Source organism: uncultured Planktomarina sp. (assembly GCA_943788425.1).
Lineage (GTDB): Bacteria > Pseudomonadota > Alphaproteobacteria > Rhodobacterales > Rhodobacteraceae > Planktomarina.
This window is the reverse complement of sequence record CALSQF010000006.1, coordinates 200,199-214,222: the sequence shown is the minus strand read 5'-3', so window position 1 is coordinate 214,222 and position 14,024 is coordinate 200,199. Positions and strand designations below refer to the sequence as shown.

The following is a 14,024-nucleotide window of genomic DNA, read 5'->3' as shown; positions in this document are numbered from 1 at the left end:
CTGATTGTTATGGGTTCGGGGGCAATAAAAGAGACGGACGATTGTTGGCATAGCGTCATAAATAACGCTATTTCTACCCTCGGTGCCTCACCATTTGCCGACGATCGCGGGGTTGGGATTACGCTATGAGCCGTTGCAATGGTCCGTGGGTACCCAACGCGATACTGAAAAACCGACAGGTGATAAAACAATCTGTCCCAAGCTGGGCTGTGCCCTTCGCCAAACCGCCTCAAGCCCCTGTGAGCGCCCGCGCGCCATCCGATTTAGGCGGAGACAAGGTGTTGCCAGGTGGCGCGCCTCAAGGCGCTGAAACAGCAAAACGCGTGGGAACGGCGGTGCATCGGCTTTTGGAAGTCTTGCCCAATGCGCCGCAAGATCAATGGGGTAATATCGCCGAGCGGTTAATTGAAGCAGATGTCCGAGCGTCTGCCTGCCAAGAGGCCGGCGCGGTGCTGCAAAGGCCAGATTTGGCACATATTTTTGCGCCTGAAAGTCTAGCTGAAGTCGATGTAACGGCCCACCTGCCAGAGCTGAACGGCGATCCAATACAGGGCTCAATAGACCGGTTGCTCGTCTCACCCACGCGGGTTTTGGCGGTGGATTTCAAAACCAATCAGATCGTGCCAAGCGAAGCTGAACAAGTTCCAAGCGGGCTTTTAAGACAGATGGGAGCCTATGCGGCTGCCTTGTCACAAATCTATCCCGATCATGACATCGAAACCGCGATTTTATGGACAAAAACCCTGGAGCTCATGCCGCTGCCGAAAGATCTCGTGATTTCATCCTTAACAAATACGCCACTCACTTGACGCTGGGCGCTTGCAACTCTAACTCTTGAGAAAGCCTTATAGCATTTGGAGTAACACCATGGCCACTGTCGCCGCTACAGACGCAACTTTTAATAGTATTGTAAAAGACTCAGATCTCCCCGTTGTGGTGGATTTTTGGGCAGAATGGTGCGGGCCGTGCAAGCAAATTGGCCCTTCACTTGAAGAGCTTTCTGTTGAAATGGAAGGCAAAATCAAAGTGGTTAAGGTGGATGTCGACAGCAACCCCTCTGCGGCTGCGGCCCTTGGTGTCCGCGGCATTCCAGCTTTGTTTTTGTTTAAAGATGGCCAAGTCATTTCCAACAAAACCGGCGCAGCCCCAAAGGCGGCATTAAAGAGTTGGATTGACGACGCCATTTAAGTTGAAATCTCAAGTTCTACGAAAGGCGCTCCGTTGAGCGCCTTTTTTCGTGCCCTTGTTGCCAGCACTGGCATTTCCCATATAGCGTCCGTAGTGAGGAGAAGCAGATGAGCGATACAAAATTTCCCGGATGGCACGGCACAACGATTGTTGGTGTGCGAAAAGGCTCTCAAGTTGTGGTTGCCGGCGATGGGCAGGTCAGCCTCGGACCAACGGTCATAAAAGGGTCCGCTCGCAAAGTGCGGCGCCTATCACCCAGCGGAAATGATGTTGTCGTGGGTTTTGCCGGCTCTACAGCGGACGCCTTTACCCTCCTGGAGCGACTTGAGGCGAAGCTAGAAGCCACACCTGGTCAGCTGCAACGCGCCTGCGTTGAACTGGCCAAGGATTGGCGCACAGATAAATATTTGCAGAAACTTGAGGCCATGCTGATTGTCACCGATGGGGCTGAACTCTTAATAATCACTGGCGCCGGTGATGTGCTGGAGCCGGAACATGGAATTGCGGCCATTGGCTCTGGTGGCAACTTCGCTCTGGCTGCAGCACGCGGCCTGCAGGAAACAAATCTCAGCGCAGAGGAAATTGCCCGTAAGGCCATGGCGATTGCGTCAGATATTTGTGTCTACACAAATGGCAATTTAACCGTTGAGGTAATTTCAAAGTGACCGACCTAACCCCGCGCGAAATCGTATCTGAGCTAGATCGCAATATTGTCGGCCAAAATGATGCCAAACGCGCTGTAGCTGTTGCGATGCGCAACCGGTGGCGCCGCAAACAATTGCCAGATGAGCTCCGTGACGAGGTTTATCCCAAAAATATTCTCATGATTGGCCCTACCGGGGTTGGCAAAACCGAAATTAGCCGCCGGTTGGCCAAATTGGCTCGGGCCCCTTTTCTAAAGGTCGAAGCCACAAAATTCACTGAAGTGGGCTATGTCGGCCGGGACGTTGAGCAAATTATTCGAGATTTGGTCGACTCGAGCATCGCCATGACCCGCGATCACATGCGCGAAGACGTCCGTGCGCGCGCAAAAGAGGCTGCCGAAGAACGCGTGGTTGAGGCCATTGCTGGAACAGACGCGCGCGACGCAACCCGCGAAATGTTCCGCAAAAAATTGCGCGGTGGAGAATTGGATGACACGGTCATCGAACTTGAGGTTGCCGATACGTCTAACCCCCTGTCAGCACTGGATCTACCCGGTCAACCTGGCAGTCAAATGGGAATGATGAACCTTGGAGATATCTTCGGGAAAGCCATGGGCGGCAGAACTAGCCGCAAAAAGATGACCGTAGCCGCCAGTTATGACGTTTTACTGGGAGAAGAGGCGGATAAACTCCTCGACGATGAAATCGTCACCAAAGCCGCCCTGACCGCCGTGGAGCAAAGCGGAATCGTGTTTCTCGACGAGATTGATAAGGTCTGCGCGCGCGCCGATGCGCGGGGCGCAGATGTCAGTCGCGAAGGTGTGCAGCGCGATTTATTGCCTTTGATTGAAGGTACAACTGTGTCCACCAAACATGGGCCTGTGAAAACCGATCACATTTTGTTTATAGCCTCCGGGGCTTTTCATGTTGCAAAACCATCCGACCTTCTGCCTGAGCTTCAGGGCCGCCTGCCGATCCGTGTAGAGCTGCATGATCTCACCGAAGAAGATTTTATACGCATTCTTTTCGAAACAGAGAACGCATTAACCCTGCAATATTCTGCTCTGATGAGCACAGAGGATGTCTCTGTCAGCTTTAGTGAAGATGGTATTAAAGCCTTGGCGCAAGCGGCCGCCGAGGTGAACCGCTCTGTTGAAAACATCGGCGCACGGCGTCTTTATACGGTCATTGAACGGGTGTTTGAGGAATTGTCCTTCGCTGCACCAGATCAGGCGGGCTCTGAAGTTGTTATTGATAAGGCTTATGTCGACAAGCATCTCGATAGCCTGCTGCAGTCGACAGATCTGTCTCGTTACGTGTTATAGCTCTTGTCAGCGGTCAGATTTCATCTGACAACAGCGCATGATACGTTTTATTTTCCAAAACAGCCGCTGGCTAACGGCTGGAGCCCTGCTCACTTTAATCTCGAGCTTTGGGCAAACGTATTTCATATCTATATTTGCAGGTGAGATCCGCGCAGCCTTCAATCTATCTCATGGAGATTGGGGTGCGATATACGGCTTTGGCACATTTGCATCCGCAATTGTAATGATTTGGTCCGGTGGGTTAACTGATGTCATGCGGGTGCGGCACCTGGGACCGATTGTCTTAGCCACCCTCGCGGCCTCTTGTTTGTTCATGGCATTTAATCCCTGGGTGGCCTTGCTGCCAGTGGTCATTTTTTGTTTGCGCTTCACCGGTCAGGGCATGTCGACCCATATCGCGGCAGTGGCGATGTCCCGCTGGTTTGTGGCCAACCGCGGCAAAGCGCTTTCTGTTGCCAGCCTTGGGTTTTCCGTTGGTGAAGCCTGCTATCCAATTTTAGTGGTCAGCCTTTTGTTGCTTTTCTCCTGGCAAAGCGTATGGATCTTGGCGGCCGGCGTCACAGCTTTGGCCATTCCCGCGCTGCTTTGGTTGCTGGCAGAAGAGCGCAGCCCTCAATCCAGCGCTACTGAGGGGCAATCTTTAGGTATGGGCGGGCGCCATTGGAGCCGCAATCAGGCACTCCGCCATCCATTGTTTTGGTTCATGATCCCAGCACTGTTGGGACAATCAGCGTTTAACACCGCTTTTTTCTTCCTTCAGGTGCATTTTGCAGAAATTAAAGGGTGGGAACATTTGCAATTGGTGGCCATGTTTCCAGTTTACACGCTGGTTTCTATAGCCGCGATGATCTTATCTGGGATCTTGCTCGACAAATTTGACACCGCCCGCCTGATCCCCTATTTTCAATTGCCAATGATTGGGGCCTTTTTGATTTTTGCATTTGGGCAATCGCTGATGGCGGTTTTGGTAGGATTTATTTTCCTTGGCCTATCCTCAGGTGCAAACGCAACCCTTCCAAATGCTTTTTGGGCAGAATTTTACGGCACGAAACACCTCGGTTCCATCAAGGCGGCGGCAGCGGCTATCATGGTTTTGGGCTCCGCGATTGGTCCCGCGGTAACCGGGGTTTTACTGGATTACGATCTACCCCTTGATATACAATATGTCGCGGTTTCCGTGTTTTTTGGCTTCTCATCTCTTATGATGTGGGCCGGTGTTAAGCGTGTACGCACACGCTTATCCAACTAGCGGCCCCGGCGCAAATAAACATACAACGCGCCAGCGCCACCGTGGCGCTGATGGGCGGGAGTCACTTCTAAAATCACCGAAGACAGCGGTGATTGGCGCAACCAAATCGGAACATTATGCCTCAATACCCCATGACGTTCTGGAATGGGCCCATAATCTGGCTTGGATTTGCCCTTGCCGGTAATCACAAGAACCAATCGGCGCTGCAGTTGCGCGGATCCCAGAATGAAATCTTGCAAGGCTGGGTGGGCTTCCGCCATTGTCATCCCATGAAGGTCGATGCGCCCTTCGGGCCGCAGCTTGCCACGCGTTAACTTCCCAAAAGACTTTGCATCCATCACAGGCGCAGGCTTCACCGGCGCCTGACCTCCGCCAACCAAAGGCGTAGATCGTGATTTTGCACCAATTTTAAAACCCTTGAGGTCCGGCTGTACCGATGCGGGGCGCTCGATCTTTGCTTTTGGCAAAGAGAGGGCGCGCGGCATCTCCATCTTTGCCGGTGGAACCAGGGGCGTTGCGGTATCGGCAACTTTGTTCCAAAGCTCTCGTTCTTCTGGACGCAGTTTTCTGGCCATCTCTACGGTCCCAAAACTCGAGCGCGGGCCTCTTGGATCGGCAGTAATAGGATCATGCGACCCGAATCTTTGGTCAAGCCGGCTGCAATCCCAGCCTGATCGCCCGTGCCAAAAAACACATCAGCGCGCTGCGGTCCTGTTATAGCGGACCCTGTATCTTGGGCGATCATGAGGCGGTTTAGAGGTCTTGATCCCCCCTTTTCAAGCCATATCGGCGCTCCAAGAGTGACGTATTTGGGATCAACAGCCAAAGTACGCAGCGCGGTGAGTGAGCGGTTCATCGCGCCAAGTGGGCCTCGGTCGCTGGACACATCATCAACGCGGCGAAAAAAGACATAGGCTGGATTTTCCCAAACAATTTCTTGTCCCTTTTTAGGGTTATTCAGCACCCATTGTTTTATGCGGTTTGCGGATACTTCATGCTCTTGCAAAACACCCAGTGCAACCAAATGGGGGCCAATGGCCTGATAACGACGGCCGTTGGATCCACCAAACCCAAAGCGAAGGGTGGAGCCATCTTGCAGACGCACGCGGCCCGATCCTTGAATCTGCATAAAGAAAATATCAGCAGGATTTTCCACCCAGGCCAGCTCCAACCCCCTACCCTTCAAAACTTCGTTTTCCTCTATATCTCTGCGCGTTTTCCAAATGCCACCAGCACGAACCTCATCTGGCACACCATAAATTGGATACTGAAACCGCCCAGTTCGCGCGCGAGAGCCATCAATTTCAGTTTCATAATACCCAGTAAACAGAGCTGGTTCTGTGGTCTTGGTTAAGATTGGTTGGAAAAATGTTTCGAAATACAGTCGGCTATTTGCATTTTGATGTGCAACTGCGCAAAGGGCTTGCCAGTCTTCACCGGACATATCTCCGCAAGTAACCTTAAAAGCCTCGAGCGCCGCCGCGTGGTCATCATCTATCCAACCATTGAGCGCCGAAAATGGAATAGGCTGATAGCTGTTGCCTGCGGTCACCGGCAACCCAAAGGCCGCAAAAATGCCGGCCAGAAGCAGTGGCCTAAAGATCATTCGCCCGTAGCAATAAGCTGCCAGTTTGGATCGTCGGCACCCATTGTGCGACCGAACGTCCAGACATCGCGCTGGCGTTTAACCTCGGTTTCATTGCCCTCAATAATATCCCCATCCGCATTGCGCACCACCGAGGTCAGCTCACAGATGAAACGCACGTCAATCTGAGCCGCCTGACTTTTAGGGTCAAAGGTCGCTCCAATTAAGCCAGTATCTCGCACACCAATGAATTCCGCCTCAATCGAAAGTCCCTGTGCCTTGCGGGCCTCTATAACGGAGGCAAATGCGTCATAGACATCTGCATTCAAGAAGGCTTTGACACTGTCCAAATCGCCATTCTCAAAAGCCATTAAAATCATTTCATAGGCGCTTTTCGAACCATATAGAAATTCAGTTACAGAAAATGGCGGCTCGGCTTGCTTCATACCCAAAAGCGCTGATGCTGCGTCACTGCCTTCTGCAACGTGGTCTGTAATGTCCTGATCTGGACCACCTTCAATCACTTCAAGCTTTGGCCGGTAATCAGCGCGCTCAACAATATCTGCTCGTGGACCCTCATGGCCCTCTCTTGTGCCCAGAACACCCCGCAACTTCAAAATAAGATAAATGGCGATACCCGCTAAAGCCAATAATTGTATAATTTGCATGTTCATTGTGATCTGTTGCCCCATGAGGAATAGAAATGTTCGATCTTGATACCTATGTAGGGCAGCAGGTGGTCCAAGTCCACCGGCACACAGATGAATTGGAGAGCCAAAATGCGGTTGTTGATAGCTTTTATAGCGGTGCCGTTAATCGAGATCGGCCTTTTTATCCAAGTCGGTTACACGATAGGCCTATGGTCAACGTTGCTCATCGTTTTATTGACCGCCATTGTTGGAACCGCGCTTGTGCGCAGTCAGGGCGCGCAGGTGTTAAGTGCGCTTCAAGGATCGTTTAAGGCCATGAAAGACCCAACCGAGCCGTTAGCGCATGGAGCAATGATTTTATTTGCCGGTGCTCTGCTACTCACACCAGGGTTTTTCACTGATGCTTTTGGATTCTTGCTTCTCTTTCCGCCCTTCCGGCACCTGATCACAAACATGATCCGTTCAAGGCTGACATCGGCCAATGTGAAATTCTCCACCCACCAGACCAGCTCAGATGATACCGTTATTGATGCGGACTATACAGATATTTCAGAGCCACAAAGCTCCGCTGACCCGACAAAGCATTGAGGGTCACACCGCATTCTGTTATGCGGCTCAAGATATATTTTTAGGAGCGACCAGGATGGCACAAGAACCGATTGAAAATGCTAAAAACGAAGAAGAGGCCGCACCTAAGCCTCTGAAAATGAAAGTTTTAGCACAGTATGTTCGCGATATGTCTTTCGAGAACGTATTGGCTCAAAAGGGCATTAGCGGTGAAGCGCAGCCCGATGTGTCTGTTCAAGTCAATATTGATGCAAAAAAGCGTCCAATCGAAAACCAATTTGAAGTCATCATCAAAACAGAAATTTCGTCCAAAACAAAAGATAAGGGCGAACCGATGTTTTTGTTAGAGCTGGAATATGCAGGCATTTTTCACGTTGAAAACCTGCCAGAAGATCAACTGCATCCCTATTTGATGATCGAATGTCCGCGCATGATCTTCCCTTTCTTACGACGCATCATCAGCGATGTCACACGAGATGGTGGCTTCCCACCGCTTAACCTCGACTCCATGGATTTCGTTCAACTCTATCGCAATGAAATTCAACGGCGCGTTGCTGAAAACGCCAAATCGAAAGCAAACTAAGTCTCTTTTGTCCAAAGAGCAACAGATCCTAAAGCGGCGATGAATGAATCATGCGCCGCTTTTTCTGTCTCTGAGAGTCTGGATGGCAGGGGTTTTGGCCGGGGCGCGGGGCGCCAATCACAAGATGGGGAACCATCCGCCGATGTTTTGACCTCCGGGCCAGATAAAACCAAATCTGGCTGGCGACCACCCACCAGCTCCAAATAGACCTCGGCTAAGATTTCGGAATCGAGCAATGCCCCGTGCAATGTTCGAGAAGAGTTATCAATACCAAACCTGCGGCACAAAGCATCCAGTGAAGCTGGAGAGCCAGGAAATTTACGGCGGGCAATCGCAAGAGTGTCAATTGCTTGATGATTGGGTAAGGCTGGCCGATTTACCCACTTCAGCTCTGCATTTAAAAATTTCATGTCAAAAGAAGCGTTATGTATGACAAGCTTTGAATCTTTAATAAAATCAATGAATTCTTGTGCGATGTCTTTAAATAGTGGTTTATTTGATAAAAATTCTTTACTCAATCCGTGCACATTAAACGCAGCTTCCGGCATGTTGCGTTCTGGGTTGATATATTGGTGATAGGTTCGGCCGGTCGGCAAGTGATTGAACAGTTCTACTGCTCCAATCTCAACAATCCGATCCCCTTCACTCGGCTCAAACCCCGTGGTTTCTGTATCCAAGACAATTTCACGCATTTCTTTGCCTTTTTTTGATATCTTTTAAAATAGCATCGACCGCCTGGGCTGCTGTTTCAAGACTGGTTGTGTCAATTATGTAATCTGCCTCAGCAGCTTTTTTTTCGGCCGGCCATTGTTTGGATCGGATCATCTCAAAATGCTCTTCCGTCATCCCTGATCGTGCCAAAACACGGGATTTTTGCGCCTCAAAACTCAACATTACACATGCCACGGCGTCAAAATCAGTTTGTGAATTGAGCTCAAACAACAAGGGGATGTCAAATACCAAGATAGACTTTGGATTATTGGCAATAAATGCGTACCGATCTTGTTTAACAAGCGGGTGAATGATCGCTTCTAGCTTTGGCAAAAGGCTGGCGTCTTGTGAAATAAGTGCACGAAGCTTTGCGCGATCTACCGCTCCTTGAAGCACGGCGCCGGGGGCAATCTTCGCAATAACAGTCACAGCCATGCCGTTTTTGCTATAGGCGCGGTGAACAGTGCTGTCGGCGTCCCAAATTTTGCACCCGCGGTCGGCGAATAACTGGGCAGTTGTTGATTTGCCCATGCCGATAGATCCGGTTAATCCCAATAAAAAACTCATGTAAGCATCAACGCCTCTAGCTCTTGATCCACCTCGGGCCGGGTGCCAAACCAAGCTTCAAAACCAGGCACAGCTTGATGCAGTAACATACCAATTCCGCCCACCACTTCACATCCACGTCCACGCGCGTCTTTTAAGAGCTGGGTTTCTAAAGGCGCGTAAATGAGATCTGTTACGAGTGCATGTGGGTTTATGTCGGTCAAGTCAAAATCTAGAGCCGCTTTGCCCGTCATACCAAGAGAGGTGCTGTTCACCACGGTGAACGCCTCTGGTAAAACATCTTCTTTATCCTGCCAATCAATCACTTCAATAAGGTCAGATATTTCAGCGGCCAGGTCATCAGCGCGGGCACGGGTCCGATTGGAAAGATAGATTTTTGGGACGCCCACGTCCAAAAGGGCAACCAAAATCGCTCGCGCAGCGCCACCTGCTCCCAAAACCAAAGCAGGGCCAGCCTTCGGTTGCCAGGTCTCACTTTGCGTGGATAGGTTGGTTATGAAGCCGTAACCATCTGTATTATCTGCACGAATATCACCGATGTCCGTTTTTATCAGTGTATTGGCTGCGCCTATGCGTTGCGCTCTCGGGCTCATGTGATCGGCGAATGCCAATGCTTGTTCCTTATGCGGAATGGTGACATTAAATCCTGAGAATCCAACGTCAAAGAGCATATTTAGAGTGTCATTAAAATGCGCAGGGGGAATATCTATCGCGATATAATCCCCTGATATGCCATTTTTTTCAAGCCAGTGCCCGTGTATCCGAGGTGACTTACTTTGAGCAATCGGATGACCCAAAACAGCCGCAAGTTTCGGATTTTGGTATGGGTTATTTGTGTCGATTTGATTTAAAAACCCTATGATTGGCCCGATCGAAAGCCCCATGATGTCAAACCAATTACCTCGAACAGCAAAAAAGAGATCTGGTGTTCTTTCGAAGTGATAGCCGCCCGCGGCTTGTTTCACCTCCTGCCAATATGTTGCAACGTAAGCGTCTATTTCAGCCGCACTCATGGACCGCATCGACATATAGCTGATAGCGATATGTCGCCACTGAGGTTTGCAATCCTTGTAAATAACATTGGCAGTTATCAATCTATGCGTTTGTCCAGAAAGGCGAGATAGAGAGTCTTTTAGCGCTTCACGAGAGGCGGGCTTTCCAAATATTTCTCCTTCAAAGACCAATATTTGATCACAGCCAATCACCCAACAGTCTAGATTCTTTCGAGATATTTTTAGTGCTTTATGTTCTGCTAAAGTATCGGCAATGTCGCGCGGCGCGGCCTGCTCTGCGCTCAAAGATTTCGTAATATTTTCTTCATCAATCTGTGGTGACATAAACCGAGCACTCATTCGTGCCGAGTTTAAAATGCGGCGGCGCGTGGCAGATTGAGACGCGAGGATAAGATCCATGTAAGATAAACCTGTGGATATGTTTGCTGTGACCTGTGACTGAACTGTGGGGGTAATCGTGGTCTTTTGCAAATACAAGAATTCTTACTGAGTTTCATTCAAATTTAGAATCTCTCAGTGAATTTATCTTCTGTGGATATGGAAAATTCTTTGCTGATGATAATTTTTTCTTTGGTATGTTTAATGGCTTTAATCAACAGGATTATACACATGTATATTTTTTAAGCTCTTGTTTTTATATAAATAATTTTCATGTTGTGTTTTTGTTGTTGTTTTTATCCACCTGTTCATAAACACATAGATAAAATTTAATCCACAGAATTCACCAGCACTACATCTCTCTACTAAAATCATCTAATATTATTATTATTATAAAGTGGAGAAGGTACCGTGAAATGATAGATTACTTAGTTGCGATGTACCCATGGTTGAAAGCTGGCCATATAATTTCGGTAATTTCCTGGATGGCTGGAATTTTTTATCTGCCACGCCTTTTTGTACATCATAGCGAAAAAGTAGAGGTTTATTCTCAGACTGATCGTTTGTTTTCTATGATGGAATCAAAATTGTTAAAGGTCATTATGACGCCTGCTATGTTCGCGACTTGGGGTTTTGGGCTGTCTTTGGCGGTGATACCTGGAGTGTTAGATTGGTCGGACGTCTGGCCTTGGGTTAAACTAATTTCCATTATAGCTATGACATGGTTTCATTTTTGGTTAGCCAAACGGCAAAGAGGTTTCGAGCTGGGTGACAATCAGCTGACTGGCAAAACTTACAGAATAATGAATGAAGTGCCGACAGTCTTGTTGTTGGCAATCGTTATTATGGTTGTGGTTCGTCCATTTTGAATAAGCCTGTAATATTTGACTCATCCTTTGCTTTTAAGTAACGAGAGGGTGCGCCCGTCCGGGATCGCTTTTTCTTAATAACATCTGTGGTGCCTAGGGGAACCTTTGGCAGGAAGAGACTCCATGACAAGTAACCGTGTGACTTTGGCCGAATTAAAGGCAAAAAGCCCAAAAGATCTGCTTTCTATGGCAGAGGAACTGGAAATTGAGAACGCCTCTACCATGCGAAAGGGCGATATGATGTTCTCGATTTTAAAAGAGCGTGCGGAAGACGGCGCAGAGATTTCCGGCGATGGGGTCTTAGAAGTGCTTCAAGACGGTTTTGGTTTCTTGCGGTCACCCGAGGCAAATTATCTGCCGGGTCCAGACGATATTTATGTTTCACCGGAAATGATCCGGCAGTTTTCACTACGAACCGGGGATACCATTGAGGGTATCATTAAGGCGCCAGAGGATACTGAGCGTTATTTTGGTATGACTAAGGTTGAGAAAATCAACTTTGAGAACCCAGAACATGCACGTCATAAGGTGGCATTTGAAAACCTGACGCCGCTTTATCCGGATGAGCGGTTAAATATGGAGCTCGAAGACCCAACAACGAAGGATCGTTCGGCACGGATTATTGACTTGGTTGCGCCGATTGGTAAAGGTCAGAGGTCTTTGATCGTTGCGCCGCCACGCACGGGTAAAACTGTTTTATTACAAAACATTGCCAATTCGATAGAACGAAACCATCCGGAATGTTATTTGATTGTTCTATTGATTGATGAGCGGCCGGAAGAGGTGACCGATATGCAGCGGTCCGTGAAGGGTGAGGTTGTGAGCTCTACCTTTGATGAGCCTGCGACGCGTCACGTTGCTGTGTCTGAAATGGTGATTGAAAAAGCAAAACGTTTGGTTGAGCACAAACGTGATGTTGTCATCTTGTTGGATTCAATTACTCGATTGGGTCGGGCGTTTAACACGGTTGTGCCTTCATCAGGTAAAGTCTTGACCGGAGGTGTGGATGCGAATGCTTTGCAGCGGCCAAAGCGCTTTTTTGGGGCGGCTCGAAATATCGAAGAGGGCGGCTCTTTGACCATTATTGCGACAGCTTTGATTGATACTGGCAGCCGCATGGATGAAGTTATTTTTGAGGAATTCAAAGGTACTGGCAACTCCGAAATTGTTTTGGATCGCAAAGTAGCTGACAAGCGGGTGTTCCCGGCAATGGATGTTTTGAAATCAGGTACGCGTAAGGAAGATTTACTGGTCGATAAAGTCGATTTGCAAAAAACCTATGTGTTGAGGCGGATTTTGAACCCGATGGGAACGACAGATGCGATTGAATTCCTGATTTCTAAGTTGAAACAGACGAAATCTAATTCGGAATTCTTTGATTCTATGAACACCTAAGTGTCTGTGATGGACACTATTTTTGCGCAGGCAACAGCGACGGGCCGGGCAGGGGTCTCTGTTATTCGTGTATCAGGGCCCCAAGCTTTTGATATTGCGTCAGTATTTTGCGACCTGCCTGATGTAGGCCGCACCGGTTTGCGGGCGGTTCGAGGTTGTGATGGGGCGCTTATAGACCGTGCAGTTGTGCTTTGTTTTGAGAATGGTGCGAGCTTTACAGGGGAACGTGTCGTTGAGTTTCAAGTTCACGGTGGGTTGGCCACTGTAGCGCGACTGTTGTCGGAGCTTTCGGCACAGAAGGGCTGTCGTCTGGCAGGGCCTGGAGAGTTTACCCGCCGCGCGCTTGAAAATGGTCAGCTAGATCTTAATCAGGTCGAGGCATTATCGGACTTAATTGACGCTGAAACCGAATCGCAGCGTCAGCAGGCTATTCGTGTCTTGGATGGAAGTTTCGGGGATGCTGGAGAGCGGTGGCGTGGCAAGCTGTTGCGCGCAGTGGCTCTTTTAGAGGCCAGCATCGACTTTTCGGATGAAGAAATTCCGGATGATCTTTCTATTGAGGTGATCCAGTTGGTCGAAGAAACGCACGCTTCTATTTCTGCTATTTTGGAGCGATCTACTGTGGCGGCTAAAATTCGCACTGGTTTTACGGTTGCGATTATTGGTGCGCCGAATGTTGGTAAATCCACTTTGCTCAACTCTATTGTAGGGCGACAGGCCGCGATAACTTCAGATGTGGCTGGAACGACGCGAGATGTCATTGAGTGTCGGGTGGATTTGCAGGGGCTTGCGGTGAGCTTCTTGGATACAGCGGGTTTGCGCGACTCTAAAGATGAGATAGAAAAACTAGGTATTTCAAAGGCCTACGAAATGGCGGATGTTGCTGATATTCGTGTGTTTCTGATAGAAGAGGAAGGAGAGCCTCTTCCGATTACAATGCGCGATGGTGATATTGTTCGGCTGAATAAGGGAGATGAGCGTGGTTTTGATTTCGAGGCGATCTCTGGGAAAACCGGTCAAGGCGTATCAGAGCTATTGAACCTAATTGCTGAACGATTAGCGGTGAAAACGCCAACGGATGTGGTTGCCATTCGAGAACGGCAAATCACTGGGTTGCGCTCGGCAGAATCTTTTCTTGCGCGGGTTTTGGCACTTGTCCAATCCGACCCGCTGCCGTTTGAGCTTGCCAGCCAGGAGCTCTATTTTGCACTTAGTGAATTGGATTTTGTTTTTGGTCGGATTGATATAGAATCTGTGTTGGATGAAATCTTTTCAAGCTTTTGTTTGGGGAAGTAGGGGG

16 protein-coding genes and 1 pseudogene are annotated in these 14,024 nt (G+C 49.1%); 10 read left to right on the top strand and 7 right to left on the bottom strand.

Annotated features, from left to right (window positions below; genetic code table 11):
* Positions 1-125: 125 nt before the first annotated feature.
* The 5 genes from ABLW18_RS06750 (at position 126) to ABLW18_RS06730 (ending at position 4,406) form a co-directional block, all read left to right on the top strand.
* Complete coding sequence (locus ABLW18_RS06750) at positions 126-809, top strand: PD-(D/E)XK nuclease family protein (protein ID WP_347824070.1); 684 nt, start codon at positions 126-128, stop codon at positions 807-809.
* 58 nt (positions 810-867) lie between these two features.
* Entirely contained in the window at positions 868-1,188 is a 321-nt protein-coding gene (gene trxA, locus ABLW18_RS06745) for a thioredoxin (protein WP_347824069.1), read from the top strand.
* 107 nt (positions 1,189-1,295) lie between these two features.
* Positions 1,296-1,853, top strand: a complete 558-nt coding sequence (gene hslV, locus ABLW18_RS06740; RefSeq protein ID WP_347824068.1) for an ATP-dependent protease subunit HslV — start codon at positions 1,296-1,298, stop codon at positions 1,851-1,853.
* Complete coding sequence (gene hslU, locus ABLW18_RS06735) at positions 1,850-3,157, top strand: ATP-dependent protease ATPase subunit HslU (RefSeq protein ID WP_347824067.1); 1,308 nt, start codon at positions 1,850-1,852, stop codon at positions 3,155-3,157. Before hslV ends, hslU begins: the two co-directional genes overlap by 4 nt.
* A 37-nt stretch (positions 3,158-3,194) precedes the next feature.
* Positions 3,195-4,406, top strand: a complete 1,212-nt coding sequence (locus ABLW18_RS06730) for an MFS transporter (protein WP_347824066.1) — start codon at positions 3,195-3,197, stop codon at positions 4,404-4,406.
* Here ABLW18_RS06730 and ABLW18_RS06725 read toward each other — a convergent pair.
* The 3 genes from ABLW18_RS06725 to ABLW18_RS06715 are packed head-to-tail and all read right to left on the bottom strand — an operon-like array spanning position 4,403 to position 6,665.
* Positions 4,403-4,981 carry a Smr/MutS family protein gene (locus ABLW18_RS06725; protein WP_347824065.1) on the bottom strand — a complete coding sequence of 193 codons (579 nt, stop codon included), beginning with the start codon at positions 4,979-4,981 and terminating at the stop codon, positions 4,403-4,405. The two genes, ABLW18_RS06730 and ABLW18_RS06725, sit on opposite strands and share 4 nt — an antisense overlap.
* A 2-nt stretch (positions 4,982-4,983) precedes the next feature.
* Entirely contained in the window at positions 4,984-6,012 is a 1,029-nt protein-coding gene (locus ABLW18_RS06720) for an MltA domain-containing protein (RefSeq protein WP_347824064.1), read from the bottom strand.
* Positions 6,009-6,665, bottom strand: coding sequence for a Tim44/TimA family putative adaptor protein (locus ABLW18_RS06715; protein WP_347824063.1), 657 nt, complete (start codon positions 6,663-6,665; stop codon positions 6,009-6,011). Before ABLW18_RS06715 ends, ABLW18_RS06720 begins: the two co-directional genes overlap by 4 nt.
* 105 nt (positions 6,666-6,770) lie before the next feature.
* Here ABLW18_RS06715 and ABLW18_RS06710 point away from each other — a divergent pair, with 105 nt between their 5' ends.
* Both ABLW18_RS06710 and secB read left to right on the top strand, forming a co-directional pair.
* Positions 6,771-7,229, top strand: a complete 459-nt coding sequence (locus ABLW18_RS06710) for an FxsA family protein (RefSeq protein ID WP_347824062.1) — start codon at positions 6,771-6,773, stop codon at positions 7,227-7,229.
* A gap of 55 nt (positions 7,230-7,284) precedes the next feature.
* A complete protein-coding gene (gene secB, locus ABLW18_RS06705; RefSeq protein WP_347824061.1) occupies positions 7,285-7,791 on the top strand; it encodes a protein-export chaperone SecB in 507 nt (168 codons plus the stop codon).
* Here the strand turns inward: secB and dnaQ are convergent.
* The 4 genes and pseudogenes from dnaQ to ABLW18_RS06685 all read right to left on the bottom strand — a co-directional run.
* The gene (gene dnaQ, locus ABLW18_RS06700) at positions 7,788-8,483 is read right to left on the bottom strand and encodes a DNA polymerase III subunit epsilon (RefSeq protein WP_347824060.1); all 696 of its coding nucleotides are present in this window, start codon (positions 8,481-8,483) and stop codon (positions 7,788-7,790) included. The genes secB and dnaQ overlap by 4 nt on opposite strands.
* A complete protein-coding gene (gene coaE, locus ABLW18_RS06695; protein ID WP_347824059.1) occupies positions 8,476-9,069 on the bottom strand; it encodes a dephospho-CoA kinase in 594 nt (197 codons plus the stop codon). The genes dnaQ and coaE overlap by 8 nt, the downstream gene beginning before the upstream one ends.
* Entirely contained in the window at positions 9,066-9,911 is an 846-nt protein-coding gene (locus ABLW18_RS06690) for a shikimate dehydrogenase (protein ID WP_347824357.1), read from the bottom strand. The genes coaE and ABLW18_RS06690 overlap by 4 nt, the downstream gene beginning before the upstream one ends.
* Positions 9,912-9,923: 12 nt before the next feature.
* Positions 9,924-10,481 (bottom strand): annotated as a pseudogene (locus ABLW18_RS06685) (nucleoside triphosphate pyrophosphatase); the annotation flags it as partial.
* Positions 10,482-10,876: 395 nt separating this feature from the next.
* Between ABLW18_RS06685 and hemJ the strand changes: the two are divergent.
* The 3 genes from hemJ (at position 10,877) to mnmE (ending at position 14,020) form a co-directional block, all read left to right on the top strand.
* A complete protein-coding gene (gene hemJ, locus ABLW18_RS06680) occupies positions 10,877-11,329 on the top strand; it encodes a protoporphyrinogen oxidase HemJ (RefSeq protein ID WP_347824058.1) in 453 nt (150 codons plus the stop codon).
* Between the two features lie 123 nt (positions 11,330-11,452).
* Complete coding sequence (gene rho / locus ABLW18_RS06675; RefSeq protein ID WP_347824057.1) at positions 11,453-12,724, top strand: transcription termination factor Rho; 1,272 nt, start codon at positions 11,453-11,455, stop codon at positions 12,722-12,724.
* Between the two features lie 9 nt (positions 12,725-12,733).
* Positions 12,734-14,020, top strand: coding sequence for a tRNA uridine-5-carboxymethylaminomethyl(34) synthesis GTPase MnmE (gene mnmE, locus ABLW18_RS06670; protein ID WP_347824056.1), 1,287 nt, complete (start codon positions 12,734-12,736; stop codon positions 14,018-14,020).
* The last annotated feature ends 4 nt before the right edge of the window (positions 14,021-14,024 follow it).